Below are 15,881 nucleotides of genomic sequence, written 5' to 3' on the forward strand. Positions count from 1 at the left end.
ATGAGCGACCGCGAGGCCGAACTGGCCGCAAATCTGGCCGCAGTCGAGGAGCGCATCGCCCGGGCCTGCCGGGCCGCGGGCCGGCGGCGGGAGGAGGTGACCCTCATCGTGGTCACCAAGACCTACCCGGCCGAGGATGTGCGGATCCTGTCCGGGCTCGGTGTCCGCGAGGTGGCGGAGAACCGCGACCAGGAGGCGGGACCCAAGGCCTCCGCATGTGCAGATCTGCCCCTGAGTTGGCATTTCGTGGGGCAGTTGCAGACCAACAAGGCGCGTTCCGTGGTCGGTTATGCCGATGTGGTGCAGTCCGTGGACCGGCCGAAGCTGGTCACGGCGCTGTCCAGGGAGGCCGTCCGCGCGGAGCGTGCGGTGGACTGCCTGATCCAGGTCGCGCTCGACGCGGACGAGGACAAGAGGGGCGAGCGCGGTGGCGTAGGGGCGGGCGGGATCGAGGAGTTGGCCTCGCTGATCGCTTCGGCCGAGGGGCTGCGACTGGCCGGTCTGATGACCGTCGCGCCCCTCACCGGGCCGTATGCGGGCAGGCAACAGGCGGCGTTCGAGCGGCTGATGGAATTCTCAACCCATATGCGCGCGGCCCATCCGGCTGCGAACATGGTTTCCGCAGGGATGAGTGCGGACCTCGAACAGGCCGTCGCGGCCGGGGCGACACATGTGCGCGTCGGTACGGCGGTACTCGGAGTCCGACCACGGCTCGGGTAACGTCGCCAAGAAGTCGGACCACAGCACAAAATATGGTCATTCCCGCAGTTGAAGCGGGGTGCACCTCGTGGATCGCGGACCTGGTTCACCGGGTCGTGGCAGTCGATCCACCACAGAGCGGAGGACTCAGAGCATGGCCGGCGCGATGCGCAAGATGGCGGTCTACCTCGGCCTCGTGGAGGACGATGGGTACGACGGCCGGGGCTTCGACCCCGACGACGACTTCGAACCCGAGCTTGATCCGGAGCCCGAGCGGGACCGTCGGCGCCATGAATCGTCACATCAGTCACACCAGTCCCATTCCTCTGGGCGCGAGGAAGCGGTGCGCGCGGTCGCGCCTCCCGCCCAGCGCGAGCCGTCCCGGTCCTCTTCGCTCTCCGCGGAATCCGGACGTCCGGCGCGAATCGCCCCCGTGGCATCCATCACACCTGAACGCCAGAGCCTGGAGAAGAACGCACCTGTGATCATGCCCAAGGTGGTGTCCGAGCGGGAGCCCTACCGCATCACCACACTGCACCCCCGGACCTACAACGAGGCCCGTACCATCGGGGAACACTTCCGCGAGGGCACTCCGGTGATCATGAACCTGACGGAGATGGACGACACCGACGCGAAGCGACTTGTCGACTTTGCCGCCGGACTCGTCTTCGGCCTCCACGGGAGTATTGAAAGAGTGACTCAGAAGGTCTTCCTCCTCTCGCCTGCTAACGTCGATGTAACGGCGGAGGACAAGGCCCGCATCGCAGAGGGCGGGTTCTTCAACCAGAGCTGAGACGCAAGATCCGGTAGACCGGTCCGAGGACCAGAGCATCAGGGGAGAGGGACGCGCGGAGATGAGCGTGGTACTGGAAGTGCTCTACATCGCGCTGATGGTTTTTCTGATCGTGCTGATCTTCAGGCTGGTCATGGACTACGTGTTCCAGTTCGCCCGCTCGTGGCAACCCGGCAAGCCGATGGTGGTCGTACTTGAGGCCACCTACACTGTCACCGATCCACCGCTCAAGCTTCTGCGGCGATTCATCCCGCCGTTGCGTCTCGGGGGCGTGGCGCTCGACCTGTCCTTCTTCGTTCTGATGATCATCGTGTACATCCTCCTCACCCTTGTCGGGAAGGCGATGTGAACGATGCGATCCCCCAGTTCAGTGGGGATGATCCCGATACGGTCTTGCCGGATGCCGAACGCCGATGGAACCCAGTTGAGGTGAAGAGATGCCGTTGACCCCCGAGGACGTGCGGAACAAGCAGTTCACGACCGTCCGCCTCCGAGAAGGCTATGACGAGGACGAGGTCGATGCCTTCCTCGACGAGGTCGAAGCAGAGCTGAACCGCCTGCTCCGCGAGAACGAGGACCTGCGGGCGAAACTCGCCGCGGCGACCCGTGCTGCCGCCCAGAACCAACAGCAGCAGCAGATGCGCAAGCAGGAGCCCCAGGAGCGGCCCGGCGCCCCGGTGCCCGCCGCCATATCCGGACCGCAGCCGGTCCCGCCGCACCAGCAGCAGCAGATGGGCGGCCCGCCCCAGCTGCCGGGCGGCGCTCCGCAGCTGCCCCCCGGTCCCGGCGGTCACGGCCCCGGCGGTCCCCAGGGCGGCCCGCACGGTCCCGGCCCCATGCAGCAGCAGGGCGGCCCGATGGGCGGACCCATGGGCGGCCCCGGCGGTCCCGGTGGCCCCGGCCACGGCGGCCCGCAGCTGCCCGGCCCCGGTCAGGGCCCCGGTGGCGACAGCGCCGCCCGTGTCCTCTCGCTGGCCCAGCAGACCGCCGACCAGGCGATCGCCGAGGCCCGCTCCGAGGCGAACAAGATCGTCGGCGAGGCGCGCAGCCGTGCCGAGGGTCTGGAGCGTGACGCCCGTGCCAAGGCCGACGCCCTGGAGCGGGACGCGCAGGAGAAGCACCGCGTCGCGATGGGCTCCCTGGAGTCCGCCCGCGCCACGCTGGAGCGCAAGGTCGAGGACCTGCGCGGCTTCGAGCGCGAGTACCGCACCCGCCTGAAGTCCTACCTGGAGAGCCAGCTGCGCCAGCTGGAGACCCAGGCCGACGACTCGCTGGCGCCGCCGCGGACCCCCGCGACGGCCTCGCTCCCGCCGTCCCCGGCGCCCTCCATGGCCCCGGCAGGCGCGAGCGCCCCCTCCTACGGCGGCAACCAGACGATGGGCGGGAACTCCCCGTCCCCGTCCGGCGGCCCCTCGTACGGCGGGCAGCAGCAGATGTCCCCCGCGATGACCCAGCCGATGGCGCCGGTCCGGCCGCAGAGCCCGCAGCAGATGCAGCAGGCTCCCTCGCCGATGCGCGGCTTCCTCATCGACGAGGACGACAACTAGGCGGCGCCGCACCGCGCCACAGGCGTCGGCAAGGCGTCCAGGGCAGGGCCCCCGGTCTTCCGGGGGCCCTGCCCTTTTGCGTGCGGGGAGGAGCGGCGTACGTGTGCGAAACGGCGGGGGCGCCGCGCGGGAACGCCAGTCCGTACGGGACGGGTGCGGACGTACGTCTCTGTGCCGGGCCGGGCGGGCCGTGCCGCGCCGGGCCGTGCCGCCCGTTGCCGGGCCGTACGTGCGTGCGGGCGGACGCAATGCCGAGGCCCGGGGCGCCGCGGACTTTCTTCGCGGCGGCCCGGGCCTCGGCTCCGGTCGGGGGCTCCCGGCCGGTCAGGCCTTGCGGAGGCGGAAGCCCAGGCCGAGGGGCTCGTCGGTGAAGGGCTCGCCGTAGGAGTCGTCCGCCTCGCCCTCGGCGAAGTCCGTGGCGAGGACCTCGTCGGCGATCAGCCCGGAGTGCTCGGACAGGGCGCTCGCCACGGCCGGGTCGGTGGCGCGCCAGCGCAGCGCGATCCGGTCCGCGACGTCCAGGCCGCTGTTCTTGCGGGCCTCCTGGATCAGGCGGATGGCGTCCCTGGCCAGGCCCGCGCGGCGCAGCTCCTCGGTGATCTCCAGGTCGAGCGCGACGGTGGCGCCCGCGTCGGAGGCGACCGACCAGCCCTCGCGGGGCGTCTCGGTGACGATGACCTCCTCGGGGGCGAGGCTCACCGTCTCGCCGTCGACCTCCACGCTCGCGGTGCCGGCCCGCAGCGCCGCCGAGAGCGCGGCGGCATCGGCGGCGGCGATCGCCTTGGCGACGTCCTGGACGCCCTTGCCGAAGCGCTTGCCGAGCGGCCGGAAGTTGGCCTTCGCGGTGGTGTCGACCAGGGAGCCGCCGACCTCGGAGAGCGCGGCGACCGAGGAGACGTTCAGCTCCTCGGTGATCTGCGCCCGCAGCTCGGGGGAGAGGGACTCGAAGCCGGCGGCCGCGACCAGGGCGCGGGAGAGCGGCTGGCGGGTCTTGACCCCCGACTCGGCGCGGGTGGCCCGGCCCAGCTCGACCAGCCTGCGCACCAGGGCCATCTGCCGGGACAGCCCGGTGTCGACGGCCGAGGGGTCCGCCTCCGGCCAGCTCGCCAGGTGCACCGACTCCGGGGCGCCCGGCGTCACCGGCACCACCAGGTCCTGCCAGACCCGCTCGGTGAGGAAGGGGGTCAGCGGGGCCATCAGCCGGGTGACCGTCTCGACGACCTCGTGCAGGGTGCGCAGCGCCGCCGCGTCGCCCTGCCAGAAGCGGCGCCGGGAGCGGCGTACGTACCAGTTGGAGAGGTCGTCGACGAAGGCGGAGAGCAGCTTGCCCGCGCGCTGGGTGTCGTAGGACTCCATCGCCACGGTGACCTGCCCGGTCAGGGCGTGCAGTTCGGACAGGAGCCAGCGGTCGAGCAGCGGGCGCTCGGCCGGGGCCGGGTCCGCGGCGGTGGGCGCCCAGCCGGAGGTGCGGGCGTACAGGGCCTGGAAGGCGACCGTGTTCCAGTAGGTCAGCAGGGTCTTGCGGACCACCTCCTGGATGGTGCCGTGGCCCACCCGCCGGGCCGCCCAGGGGGAGCCGCCCGCGGCCATGAACCAGCGGACCGCGTCGGCGCCGTGCTCGTCCATCAGCGGGATCGGCTGGAGGATGTTGCCCAGGTGCTTGGACATCTTGCGGCCGTCCTCGGCGAGGATGTGGCCGAGGCAGACGACGTTCTCGTAGCTGGACCTGTCGAAGACCAGGGTGCCGACGGCCATCAGCGTGTAGAACCAGCCGCGGGTCTGGTCGATGGCCTCCGAGATGAACTGCGCCGGGTAGCGGCTCTCGAAGAGCTCCTTGTTCTTGTACGGGTAGCCCCACTGCGCGAAGGGCATCGAGCCGGAGTCGTACCAGGCGTCGATGACCTCGGGGACGCGGCTCGCGGTGAGCGCGCAGCCCTCGTGCGGGCAGGGGAAGACGACCTCGTCGATGTACGGGCGGTGCGGGTCGAGCGCCGACTGGTCGGTGCCGGACAGCTCGCTCAGCTCCGCGCGGGAGCCGACGCAGGTCAGATGGCCCTCCTCGCAGCGCCAGATGGGCAGCGGGGTGCCCCAGTAGCGGTTGCGGGAGAGCGCCCAGTCGATGTTGTTCTCCAACCAGTCGCCGAAGCGGCCGTGCTTGACCGAGTCGGGGAACCAGTTGGTCTTCTCGTTCTCCGCGAGCAGGCGGTCCTTGACCGCGGTGGTGCGGATGTACCAGGAGGGCTGCGCGTAGTAGAGCAGCGCGGTGTGGCAGCGCCAGCAGTGCGGATAGCTGTGCTCGTAGGGGAGGTGGCGGAAGAGCAGTCCGCGGGTGCCGAGGTCCTCGGTGAGGGCCTCGTCGGCCTTCTTGAAGAACTGCCCGCCGACCAGCTCCAGGGACTCCAGGAAGGTGCCGTCGGCGTTGACCGGGTTGACCACCGGCAGTCCGTAGGCGCGGCAGACCTTGAGGTCGTCCTCACCGAAGGCGGGGGCCTGGTGGACGAGGCCGGTGCCGTCCTCGGTGGTGACGTACTCCGCGTTGACCACGAAGTGCGCCGGTTCCGGGAACTCGACCAGGGAGAAGGGGCGTTCGTAGGTCCAGCGCTCCATCTCGGCGCCGGTGAAGCGGCGGCCGGTCGGCTCCCAGCCCTCGCCGAGGGCCTTCTCGACGAGCGGTTCGGCGACGACGACCTTCTCGGTGCCGTCGGTGGCCTCGACGTAGGTGACCCCGGGGTGGGCGGCGACGGCCGTGTTGGAGACCAGGGTCCAGGGGGTGGTGGTCCACACGAGCAGCGAGGCCTCGCCCGCGAGCGGGCCCGAGGTGAGGGGGAAGCGGACGTAGACCGAGGGGTCCACGACGGTCTCGTAGCCCTGGGCCAGCTCGTGGTCGGAGAGGCCGGTGCCGCAGCGGGGGCACCAGGGGGCGACCCGGTGGTCCTGGACGAGCAGGCCCTTGCCGAAGATCTCCTTCAGCGACCACCAGACGGACTCCACGTACTCGGGGTCCATGGTGCGGTAGGCCTCGTCCAGGTCGACCCAGTAGCCCATGCGGGTCGTCAGCTCGGCGAAGGCGTCGGTGTGCCGGGTCACCGACTCGCGGCACCTGGCGTTGAACTCGGCGATGCCGTACGCCTCGATGTCCTTCTTGCCGCTGAAGCCCAGCTCCTTCTCCACGGCCAGCTCCACCGGCAGCCCGTGGCAGTCCCAGCCGGCCTTGCGGGCCACGTGGTAGCCGCGCATGGTGCGGAAGCGCGGGAAGACGTCCTTGAAGACGCGGGCCTCGATGTGGTGGGCGCCGGGCATGCCGTTGGCGGTGGGCGGGCCCTCGTAGAAGACCCACTCGGGGCGGCCCTCGGACTGCTCCAGGGACTTGGCGAAGACCTTCTGCTCGCGCCAGAAGTCGAGCACCGCGTGCTCCAGGGCGGGAAGGTCCACCTGGGCGGGCACCTGGCGGTACTGCTGCGGGGCGGCCGGATTCGGCGACTGCGGCGACTTCACGGGGATGCTCCTCCAACGGACTGCTGCCTTCCGTCGGAGGGACGAGAGCCGTCGTGCCCGGACTCCCGCGGTACCACCCTCCTTGGCCGCGCGGCGCACCGCACGGCCCCCTCATTGGGGTCGCGAAGCCGGTTCTACCGGCCGCGGCGGACTGGGTCGGCTGCGGCTTTCTTCCGGCGGCTCCGGGGTGATCTTCACGTCGGGCAGGCCCCCGGGCTCGCACCGTCCCCGGGTCGCTCATGGCTGCGTACGGCGTTACTCGTCCCCATCCACGCTTCTCGCTGTGCCCAGTGTACGGGCCGCGGCCCGGGGCGCATGACCGGTTTTCGGGGGTGGGGGAGCGCCGGGAGGCGGTGCCCGCGGGCGGGGAGGTGTCCGGCCGTACCTGACCCGAATGGGCATACGGGGCGGTACGGGGGCCGGGGCGGCGAGGATCCGTGCAGCTCGGCGGATTACCGGGCGGGGAGTTGGGCACAACGGAGGCAGATCGGCCGTGGCCCCCGCCGGGGCGGGCCTCTCGGGCGGCGTGCCCCGTTGCCGCGGGCCTGGAGTCGATTTATCGTCCCAGCACGATTCGCGTGCAAGATCACAATATGTGAAGGGGCCGCGGCCATGGTGGCGAAGAAGTCGACCTCCGAGAAGTCGACGGCGCAGGGGACGGCGGCCGGGAAGCGGGCCGGTACGGCCCCCGCGAAGACGAAGGCGAAGGCGAAGACGGCCGGGACTTCCGCGAAGGCCGAGGCTCCCGCGAAGAAGGCTTCGGCGAAGAAGGCCCCCGCGAAGAAGGCGTCGGCCGAGAAGGCGGTCACCAAGAAGACGGCGGCGAAGAAGACCGCCGCCAAGAAGTCGGCCGCGAAGAAGACCGCGGCCGGCAAGACAGCCGCCAAGAAGTCCGCAGCGAAGAAGACCACTGCGAAAACGACCGCGGCGAAGAAGTCCGCAGCGAAGAAGTCCGCGACGACGACGGGAGCCACGCCGGTGGTTGCGAAGAAGGCGGCAGGCGACAGGGGTACGGCCACCAAGGACGGGACCGCGGTGCCCCAGGCGCGCCAGACGGCGGCCGAGCCCGGGGAGCTGGCGGTACGGCCCGGGGAGGATCCCTGGACTCCGGAGGAGGTCGCCGAGGCCCGCGCCGAACTGACCGCGGAGGCGCTGCGGCTGCGCAGCGAGATCGAGTCCTCCGAGGAGTCGCTGGTGGGCCTGATGCGGGACTCCCAGGACGGGGCGGGCGAGGACGACGCCGACACCGGCTCGAAGAACATCACCCGCGAACACGAACTCGGCCTCGCCGCCAACGCCCGCGAGGTCCTGCTCCAGACCGAACGCGCCCTCGACCGGATCGAGGCGGGCACCTACGGCATCTGCGAGAACTGCGGGAACCCGATCGGCAAGGCGCGGATGCAGGCGTTCCCGCGGGCGACGCTCTGCGTGGAGTGCAAGCAGAAGCAGGAACGCCGGGTCTGAGGCGGGCCCGCGCCCGTCCGCCGCCCTGCACCGCCCCTCCTCGGCGCCCTCCCCGGTACCCCGGTGCCGTACCCTCGTGCCCAGGTCGGGCATCCAGATTGAGGGACTTACGTGGCAGAGGCGGAGCGCATCATCAGTACGCCGGAGAACCCCGAGGCCTCGGGCGCCGAGCAGCCCCCCGAGGCGCCCGGCGCCCGGAGTCCCGAAGCCGCCGCGGACAAGCCCGCCGAGAGCACCGAGCCCACCCCGTCCGCCGGGGGCACGGAGCGCACCGGGGCCGGAGCCGCCGGGGACCCGGCCGGGCGCGGCAGGCGCCGGATCGCGGTGCTCTTCGCGGTGGCGGTGCTCGCGTACCTCCTGGACCTGGTCAGCAAGATGATCGTGGTCGCCCGGCTGGAACACCACGCCTCGGTCGAGGTCCTCGGGGAGTGGCTGCAGTTCGAGGCGGTGCGCAATCCCGGGGCCGCCTTCGGGATGGGCGAGGCCTTCACGGTGATCTTCACGCTGATCGCCGCCACCGTGATCGTGGTGATCATCCGGCTCGCCCGCAAGCTCTACAGCCTGCCCTGGGCGGTGGCGCTCGGACTGCTGCTCGGCGGCGCGCTCGGCAATCTCACCGACCGGATCTTCCGCTCGCCGGGCGTCTTCAAGGGCGCCGTGGTCGACTTCATCGCGCCCAAGCACTTCGCCGTCTTCAACCTCGCCGACTCGGCGATCGTCTGCGGCGGCATCCTGATCGTGCTGCTCTCCTTCCGCGGCCTCGACCCGGACGGCACCGTCCACAAGGACTGAGGCACCAGGACCGGGCCACCAGCACCGGGGCACCAGGTCCGAGGCCCGCGGGGGCCGAGACCCGTAGGGACCGCGCCCCGCCCGCGCGCGCCGGTGCGGCCGGCGCCCGACTCCCCGGACAGGACCCCCGCGGGCGTCCGGCATACTCGACGGGTGAGCACGATTCCCGAAATCCGCACCCTGCCCGTGCCGGACGGCCTGGAGGGCGAGCGCGTCGACGCCGCCATCTCGCGCATGTTCGGCTTCTCCCGTACGAAGGCGGCGGAGCTGGCCGCGGCAGGCAAGGTGCTGGTCGACGGCGCGGCGGTCGGCAAGTCCGAGCGGGTGCACGGCGGTGCCTGGCTGGAAGTGGAGATGCCCCAGGCGCCCGCCCCGGTGCAGGTGGTCGCGGAGCCCGTGGAGGGCATGGAGATCGTGCACGACGACGACGATGTGGTGGTCATCGTCAAGCCGGTCGGGGTGGCCGCGCACCCGAGCCCCGGATGGCGCGGGCCGACCGTCATCGGCGGCCTGGCCGCGGCCGGCTACCGGATCTCGACCTCCGGCGCCGCCGAGCGCCAGGGCATCGTGCACCGGCTCGACGTGGGCACCTCCGGGCTGATGGTGGTCGCCAAGTCCGAGTACGCCTACAGCTCCCTCAAGCAGCAGTTCCGCGAGCGCACCGTGGACAAGCGCTACCACACCCTGGTCCAGGGCCACCCGGACCCGACCAGCGGCACCATCGACGCCCCCATCGGGCGCCACCCCACCCACGACTACAAGTGGGCGGTCACCGCGGACGGCAAGCCCTCGGTCACCCACTACGACCTCCAGGAGGCCTTCCGCGCGGCCTCGCTGCTCGACGTGAAGCTGGAGACCGGCCGCACCCACCAGATCCGGGTGCACATGGCGGCCCACCGCCACCCCTGCGTGGGCGACCTGACCTACGGCGCCGACCCGACCCTGGCCGGACGCCTCGGCCTCGAACGCCAGTGGCTGCACGCGGTCCGGCTCGGCTTCGAGCACCCGGGCGAGGCCCGCTGGGTCGAGTACGAGAGCGCCTACCCCGAGGACCTCCAGCTGGCCCTGGACCGGGTGCGCGCGGAGAGCTCATGAGCGGGCCGCGGGTGCGCGAGGCGGTCGAGCCCGCCGAGCGCGAGGCCTGCTTCGCGGTGCGCCGGGAGGTCTTCGTCGGCGAGCAGGGCGTGGCCCCGGAGATCGAGTACGACACCCTGGACGCCCTCGCCGTGCACGTACTGGCGAGCGACGCCGAGGGCACCCCTCTCGGCACCGGCCGCCTGCTGCACGGCCCCGGCACCGAGGCGAAGACCGGCGGCGAGCCCGGGGTGGGCTCGCTCGGCAGGCTCGCGGTGCGGGCGCGTGCGCGCGGGCTCGGCGTGGGCGCGGCCCTGGTGCGCGGCATCGAGGAGGTGGCCCGCGGCCGGGGCCTCGGCGCGGTGGACCTGCACGCCCAGACCCACGCCCTCGGCTTCTACGAACGCCTCGGCTACACCGCCTACGGCCCCGAGTTCCCGGACGCGGGCATCCCGCACCGGGCGATGCGCAAGAAGCTCTGAGCGACTGGGCTGCCCGGACCGCCCGGTCCGGCCCGTCGTCCTGAGCGCGCGGCCGGGCCCGCACCGTGCCGCGCGAGCCGGACCCCTCAGCCGTACCGCACGAAGAGCGCCGCCACCCACTCCTCCAGGCGCCGCGCCATGACCTCCTCGGTGAGGTCGGTGCGGCCGAGGTCGCGCCAGGGGACGGCGACCTTCTCCGCGTACGGGGCGAAGGCGAGCGCGTCGAGCAGGTGCCAGTACAGGCGGGCCCGGGGGTCGTCGGTGAGGCGGCCGCCCGCGTCGAGGTAGTGCGCGGTGAAGCCGAGCCCGGCCGGAGCGCCGTACAGCAGGGCCAGATTGGTCGAGCAGTGCGCGAGGTCCAGCTCGGCAGGCCCCCAGGAGGTCTCCACCCAGTCGACCACCCCGGTGATCCGGGCACCGGGCCGCCCGTCCCCGCCCGGCGCGAACAGCACATTGCCGGGGTGGAAGTCCCGGTGCAGAAAGCGGGGTTCGTACGGGGGCGGGGGCGCCCGGAGGACGTCGACGGCGCGGTTCCACAGGGCGGGCCGGGTGCCGGACTCGGGGAGGCGCACGGTCTCCGGTGAGGTCCAGGGCTCGTAGAGGCGGGGCCGGTCGCCGCCCTCGGCGCGGACCCGGTGGATGCGGACCAGCTGCGCGGCCAGTGCCCGGGAGCGGTCGGCCGCCCCGGACTCGTCGAGGCAGGGCCGCCCCGGCAGCCTGGTCATCAGCAGCGAGGGGGCGGCGCAGCGGCGGCCCTCGGGGTCGACGGCCACGGGGTCGGCCACCGGGATGCCGGTGTCCCGCAGCAGCCGCAGCACCGCGGCCTCGCGGTGCAGCATCCCGGGGGCGTGCCGGACGAAGAAGGGGTGCGCGAAGGAGCGCAGCACCCACTCCCGCTCGCCCGCCGGGCCCCGCAGCCGCAGCAGCCGCATCTCGGCGGACCAGCCGCCCTTCAGCCGGGTCGCCCGCACCAGCTCCTCCCCCTCGGCGAGCTGTTCGCGCACCCAGGCGCGGGTGGCCGCGGGCAGGGGGAACTCGGGCTCCTCGGACGGCATGCACCAGAGCCTAGAGGAGCGCGCCCCGAGCGAGCCCGAAGTCCCTTGCGGCGGGCGGGACTTCGGGGCCGGTTCGTCCGCCGGGTCCCCGGACGGCGCGGGCCGCGGAGGCGGCGGTGCGGGCCTCAGGAGTGCCGGGCGGAGGCCTCGGAAGCGGGGCGGCACGGACCTCAGGCGTGCGGGGCGGAGGCCTCGGAGGCGGGGTGGCGCGGGCCTCAGGTGCGCGGGGTCGGGGCGCCGGTGGCGGTCAGGATGAACTGGGCGTAGGAGTCGGCGTTCATCAGGGCGCGGCGGCCCAGGGCGTACCAGTTGCGCTGCATGGCGGGCTGGCTCTCGTGCTGCCCGGTGTACTCGCCGGGCGGGCGCACCGCCCGCTTGCCGATCATCGCGCGGTCCCGCTCGGCCGCCTCGCCCGGGCCGACGGCCCCGGCCATCCCGGCCTCGAAGGACTCCTCCTTCAACTCGTCCTCGTAGGGGCTGTACTGGTAGTCCAGCGTCCCGGCGAAGCGGTGGGTCGCCTCGTGGACGAGGTACCAGGCGCTCTGGCCGGACTCCATCAGATGGATCGGCCCGGAGCGGCCCGCGTCCATGGTCGGCAGCTCCTCGCTCTTCATCTGGTCCGGGTTGGTCAGCCGGGTCAGGTAGTCGCGCGGGCTGGGGTCGACCCAGGCCCGGACCGTGGGGTCGCTCTGCGCGTCCTTGCCGGCCAGGGCGATCTTCGCGCCCTCGGCGTTCAGGCCCGCCCGGATGCGGCGCACGACCTCGGTGATCCGGGGCAGCAGCTCGGCGATCTGCCGGGGCGAGGCGGTCCGGAAGGCCGGGAAGCCGGAGTGCAGGGCGGCGAGGAGCGGGCCGCCGGGCTGGTCGCCCGCGGCCTCCAGCATGGCCAGGGCCGTGGCGATCCGCTGCTTGGCCTCGACGAGCGCGCGGCGGGCCTGGAGTTCGCGCCCCGGGTACCGCTTGTCGGAGACGGTGCCCTTCCTGGAGAAGTCCGCGTTGGCGCTGCTGTGCACCTCCCGGGTGGCGTCGTCGTAGGTGTCGCCCGCCACGGGAGCGCTCCGGGCGTCGATGCCCAGCTGGGCGGAGGTGCGGACGTCCTCGGGGTCGGTGGTGCTCTGCCAGCGCGCCTGGTGGCCCGTGACCGGGTCGGTCCAGCTGGAGCCCGGTTCGAACTGCCAGACCGTGCGCTGCACGCTCGGCGCCGGGGCGCGCTGCACGCTCTGCTGGGTCACCCGCCGCCGCACCGGCGCGGCGGCCGGTTCGGCGTGGCCGCAGCCGGGGCCGTGCGCGTGGCGCTCCGCCTCGACGGCGCGGGAGACGGCGGCGTTGCCCGCCGTCCGCTGGAGGGCGAGCATCCGCTGGACCGGAGCGCTCGCCGGGGGGACGCGGCCCGCCGCTTCCCGCTCCTCGGACTGCGGCTTCCGCTTGCCGTGCGCGCGCACGAGGCTCCCTTCGACACCGGACGGTCGGTCCGGCGCACGGTACCGGGAGTTCCCCGCTCCCCGGCGGGCCCCGGGGGCAGCATCCGGGGCAGCGCCGCCGGGCCCGAGGGGCGGTGGGCGCGGGCGCGCCGGGGCGCGCGGGTCCCGGTGGCATTGGTCCGGTTGAACCGGGGGCCCGTGGCACGCTTTAGGCCGCACTTGCTGGAAAGCGATCAGCCGAGACCGCCGCTGATCATCTACCCCGCTCCGGAGCGTTCCGTGGAACAAATGGCCCTGCTGTTCGTGCTGTTGCTCGGGGCAGTGGTGAGTGTGCCGCTCGGGGAGCGGCTGCGGCTGCCCGCGCCGGTCCTGATGACGGTGCTCGGCATCGTCCTTGCGCTCCTGGAGTTCGTGCCCAATGTGGAGATCCCGCCGGAGCTGATCCTGCCCGCGCTGCTGCCGCCGCTGCTCTACGCGGCCGTACAGCGCACCTCCTGGCGGCAGTTCGCGGCGAACAAGCGCCCCATCTTCCTGCTCGCGGTCGCCCTGGTGTTCGTGACCGCCACCGCCGTCGCCGCGGTGGCGAACGCCGTACTGCCGGGCATCCCGCTGGCCGCCGCGGTGGCGCTCGGGGCCCTGGTGGCGCCGCCCGACCCGGTCGCCGCCACCGCGGTCGCCGGTCAGCTGGGACTGCCGCGGCGGCTGGTCTCGATCCTGGAGGGCGAGGGCCTGTTCAACGACGTCACCGCGATCGTGCTCTACAACGTCGCCATCGCGGCCGCGGTGAGCGGCACCTTCTCGCTCCGGGACGCAGCCCTGGACCTGGTGCTCTCGGCGGTCGTCGCGCTGCTCCTCGGTCTCGCCCTCGGCTGGGTCGCCAACAAGCTGATGACCCTGCTCGACGACTCCACGCTCCAGGTCGGGCTGACCCTGCTCGTGCCCTACGTCTCGTACATCCTCGCCGAGGAGCTGCACGGCTCCGGGGTGCTCGCCGTGCTGGTGACCGCGCTCTATCTGGCGGAGTTCGGGGTGGACCCGGACGATGTGATGACCCGGCTCACCAGCAGCGCCTTCTGGGGCGTGCTCGACACCCTGATCACCGGCGTCGCCTTCGGACTGATCGGCCTCGAACTCCACAACGCCCTGGACACCGCGAGCGGCCGCTGGGACCAGGTGCTCGGCTGGGCGGGCGCGGTGGCCGGGGTGGTCATCCTGGTCCGGCTGCTCTGGCTGCTGCCCGCCACCTGGCTCACCCGGCGGCTGCACGCCCGCCGCGACTACGACGAGGACATCCCGACCACCTGGCGGGAGACCGTCGTCGTGTGGTGGTCGGGGATGCGCGGGGTGGCCTCGGTCGCCCTGGCCCTCGCCATCCCGCTGGAGATGGACAACGGCTCGCCCTTCCCGAACCGCGACGAGATCATCTTCATCGCCTTCGGCGTCGTGATGACCACCCTCGTCCTGCAGGGGCTCACCTTGCCCTGGCTGGTGCGGACCCTGGACGTGCGCCGGGACACCGAGGCGGAGAAGAAGTTCGAGAAGGAACTCGCGGTACGGGCCGCGAAGGCCGCCCGTCAGCGCCTGCGCGAACTGGAGCGGGAGGAGGGCCTCCCCGAGGAGATGACCGAGCAACTCCTGCGCCGGGCACTGGAGATGGGCGTACGGATCAGCCCGGACATGGCGGAGGAGGAGCGGCGCGAGGCGCACGGCAAGCGGATGCAGCGGGCGCAGTGGTCCCGCCGGATGCACGGCGAGATGCTCTCCGCGGCCCGGCACGAGATCCTCGCCGCGCGCAGCGAGCCCGGCGCCGACCCGGAGATCGTCGACCGGGTCCTGCGCCATCTCGACGTGCGCAGCATGCGCTGAGAGGGGCCGCGTCCTCACGCGGCGGGGCCGGGCCCGCGCGGCCCGCGCGCGACCCCGGGCCCGTGCCGTCTCCGGCTGCCCGTGCCGTCCTGCGCTACCGCGCCGTGCCCGGGTGCCGGTCCGGGGCGGGCTGCCACTCCGCGGGTACGGGCTGGCCCGGGGCCGGGACCGCGGGCGCGGAGTTGACGCGGGGCAGGGCGTAGGGGTGGTGCTCGGTCAGCCAGGTGATGAGCTGCTCGCGCACCGTGATGCGGACCGTCCAGACATCGTCCGGGTCCTTCGCGGTGGCCAGCGCCCGTACCGCGATGGTGCTCGGCGTGGTGTCGGTCACCGCGAGGCTCCAGGCGCGGCCGTCCCAGGCGGGGCACTCGCGCAGCACCTCCTCCAGGCGGGTGCGGAGCTTGTCCACCGGGGCGCTGTGGTCCAGGTGCAGGGTGACCGTGCCGGTCATCTCGGTGCCGCCGCGGGACCAGTTCTCGTAGGGCTTGCTGGTGAAGTAGGAGACCGGCATGGTGATCCGGCGCTCGTCCCAGGTGCGCACCGTCAGATAGGTCAGGGTGATCTCGTCGACGGTGCCCATCTCGTCGTCGACCACCACGGTGTCGCCGATGCGGACCATGTCGCCGAAGGCGATCTGGAACCCGGCGAAGAGGTTGCCGAGGGTGGACTGCGCCGCCACACCGGCGACGATGCCGACGATTCCGGCGGAGGCGAGCAGCGAGGCGCCGAAGGTCCGCATGGCCGGGAAGGTGAGCAGCATCGCCGCGGCGGCGACCACGGCGACGACCGCCGAGACCACCCGCTGGATCAGCGTGACCTGGGTGCGCACCCGGCGGACCCGGGCCGGGTCGCGGTGCATGGTGGCGTAGCGGGCGTAGGAGGACTCCACGATCGCGGCGGCGATGCGCACCAGGAGCCAGGCCGTGGAGGCGATGGTGACCAGGGTCAGGATCTGGCCGATGCCCGCGGCGTGGTCCTCGGCGACCCTCGCCTCCCGGTAGGCGCCTCTGAGCAGCCCGGCGCAGAGGGTGAAGAGGAAGGGGAGGCGGGCACGGCGCAGCAGGCCCCACAGCGGGGTCTCGCGGTGCCGTGCGTCGGCGAGCATCAGCAGGCGGTCGGCCAGCCACACCACGAGGAGGGTCAGCAGGACCGCACCACCGATGACGATCAGCGGGCGCAGCACGTTGTCCATG

At 72.7% G+C, this 15,881-nt stretch carries 13 protein-coding genes; 9 read left to right on the forward strand and 4 right to left on the reverse strand.

The genetic code is table 11. The features are described 5' to 3' along the window. The 4 genes from MID12_RS26005 to MID12_RS26020 all read left to right on the forward strand — a co-directional run bounded on the left by MID12_RS26005 (position 1) and on the right by MID12_RS26020 (position 3,039). The gene (locus MID12_RS26005) at positions 1-720 is read left to right on the forward strand and encodes a YggS family pyridoxal phosphate-dependent enzyme (RefSeq protein ID WP_040254397.1); all 720 of its coding nucleotides are present in this window, start codon (positions 1-3) and stop codon (positions 718-720) included. A gap of 133 nt (positions 721-853) precedes the next feature. Continuing rightward, the gene (locus MID12_RS26010) at positions 854-1,492 is read left to right on the forward strand and encodes a cell division protein SepF (RefSeq protein WP_040254398.1); all 639 of its coding nucleotides are present in this window, start codon (positions 854-856) and stop codon (positions 1,490-1,492) included. Between the two features lie 61 nt (positions 1,493-1,553). Next, positions 1,554-1,841, forward strand: a complete 288-nt coding sequence (locus MID12_RS26015) for a YggT family protein (protein ID WP_040254400.1) — start codon at positions 1,554-1,556, stop codon at positions 1,839-1,841. Between the two features lie 88 nt (positions 1,842-1,929). Then, positions 1,930-3,039 (forward strand): DivIVA domain-containing protein, encoded by a 1,110-nt coding sequence (locus MID12_RS26020; protein WP_168537670.1) that lies wholly within the window; start codon positions 1,930-1,932, stop codon positions 3,037-3,039. A 324-nt stretch (positions 3,040-3,363) separates the two neighbouring features. On the opposite strand, the gene ileS is transcribed toward MID12_RS26020, so the two are convergent. Further along, positions 3,364-6,534, reverse strand: a complete 3,171-nt coding sequence (gene ileS / locus MID12_RS26025) for an isoleucine--tRNA ligase (protein WP_263171056.1) — start codon at positions 6,532-6,534, stop codon at positions 3,364-3,366. A 612-nt stretch (positions 6,535-7,146) separates the two neighbouring features. Between ileS and MID12_RS26030 the strand changes: the two genes are divergently transcribed. The 4 genes from MID12_RS26030 to MID12_RS26045 all read left to right on the forward strand — a co-directional run bounded on the left by MID12_RS26030 (position 7,147) and on the right by MID12_RS26045 (position 10,346). Further along, complete coding sequence (locus MID12_RS26030; protein ID WP_263171059.1) at positions 7,147-7,998, forward strand: TraR/DksA family transcriptional regulator; 852 nt, start codon at positions 7,147-7,149, stop codon at positions 7,996-7,998. A gap of 111 nt (positions 7,999-8,109) precedes the next feature. Beyond that, a complete protein-coding gene (gene lspA, locus MID12_RS26035; protein ID WP_263171061.1) occupies positions 8,110-8,790 on the forward strand; it encodes a signal peptidase II in 681 nt (226 codons plus the stop codon). A 153-nt stretch (positions 8,791-8,943) separates the two neighbouring features. Then, on the forward strand, positions 8,944-9,885 hold the full coding sequence (locus MID12_RS26040; protein ID WP_040254408.1) for an RluA family pseudouridine synthase: 942 nt from the start codon (positions 8,944-8,946) through the stop codon (positions 9,883-9,885). Then, entirely contained in the window at positions 9,882-10,346 is a 465-nt protein-coding gene (locus MID12_RS26045; RefSeq protein ID WP_263171065.1) for a GNAT family N-acetyltransferase, read from the forward strand. Before MID12_RS26040 ends, MID12_RS26045 begins: the two co-directional genes overlap by 4 nt. An 86-nt stretch (positions 10,347-10,432) precedes the next feature. Here MID12_RS26045 and MID12_RS26050 read toward each other — a convergent pair whose 3' ends face one another. Together MID12_RS26050 and MID12_RS26055 are read right to left on the reverse strand one after the other, a co-directional pair. Next, positions 10,433-11,401, reverse strand: a complete 969-nt coding sequence (locus MID12_RS26050; RefSeq protein ID WP_263171067.1) for a phosphotransferase family protein — start codon at positions 11,399-11,401, stop codon at positions 10,433-10,435. Between the two features lie 215 nt (positions 11,402-11,616). Continuing rightward, positions 11,617-12,843, reverse strand: coding sequence for a hypothetical protein (locus MID12_RS26055; RefSeq protein WP_263171071.1), 1,227 nt, complete (start codon positions 12,841-12,843; stop codon positions 11,617-11,619). A 258-nt stretch (positions 12,844-13,101) separates the two neighbouring features. Between MID12_RS26055 and MID12_RS26060 the strand changes: the two genes are divergently transcribed. Further along, positions 13,102-14,688: a Na+/H+ antiporter gene (locus tag MID12_RS26060; RefSeq protein ID WP_040254415.1), complete on the forward strand. Its 1,587-nt coding sequence runs from the start codon at positions 13,102-13,104 to the stop codon at positions 14,686-14,688. 94 nt (positions 14,689-14,782) lie between these two features. Here MID12_RS26060 and MID12_RS26065 read toward each other — a convergent pair whose 3' ends face one another. Further along, positions 14,783-15,880, reverse strand: coding sequence for a mechanosensitive ion channel family protein (locus MID12_RS26065; RefSeq protein ID WP_040254416.1), 1,098 nt, complete (start codon positions 15,878-15,880; stop codon positions 14,783-14,785). Position 15,881: the final 1 nt, after the last annotated feature.

It is taken from the genome of Streptomyces sp. SCSIO ZS0520, from assembly GCF_025643355.1.
In the GTDB taxonomy this organism is placed as follows: Bacteria; Actinomycetota; Actinomycetes; order Streptomycetales; family Streptomycetaceae; genus Streptomyces; species Streptomyces physcomitrii.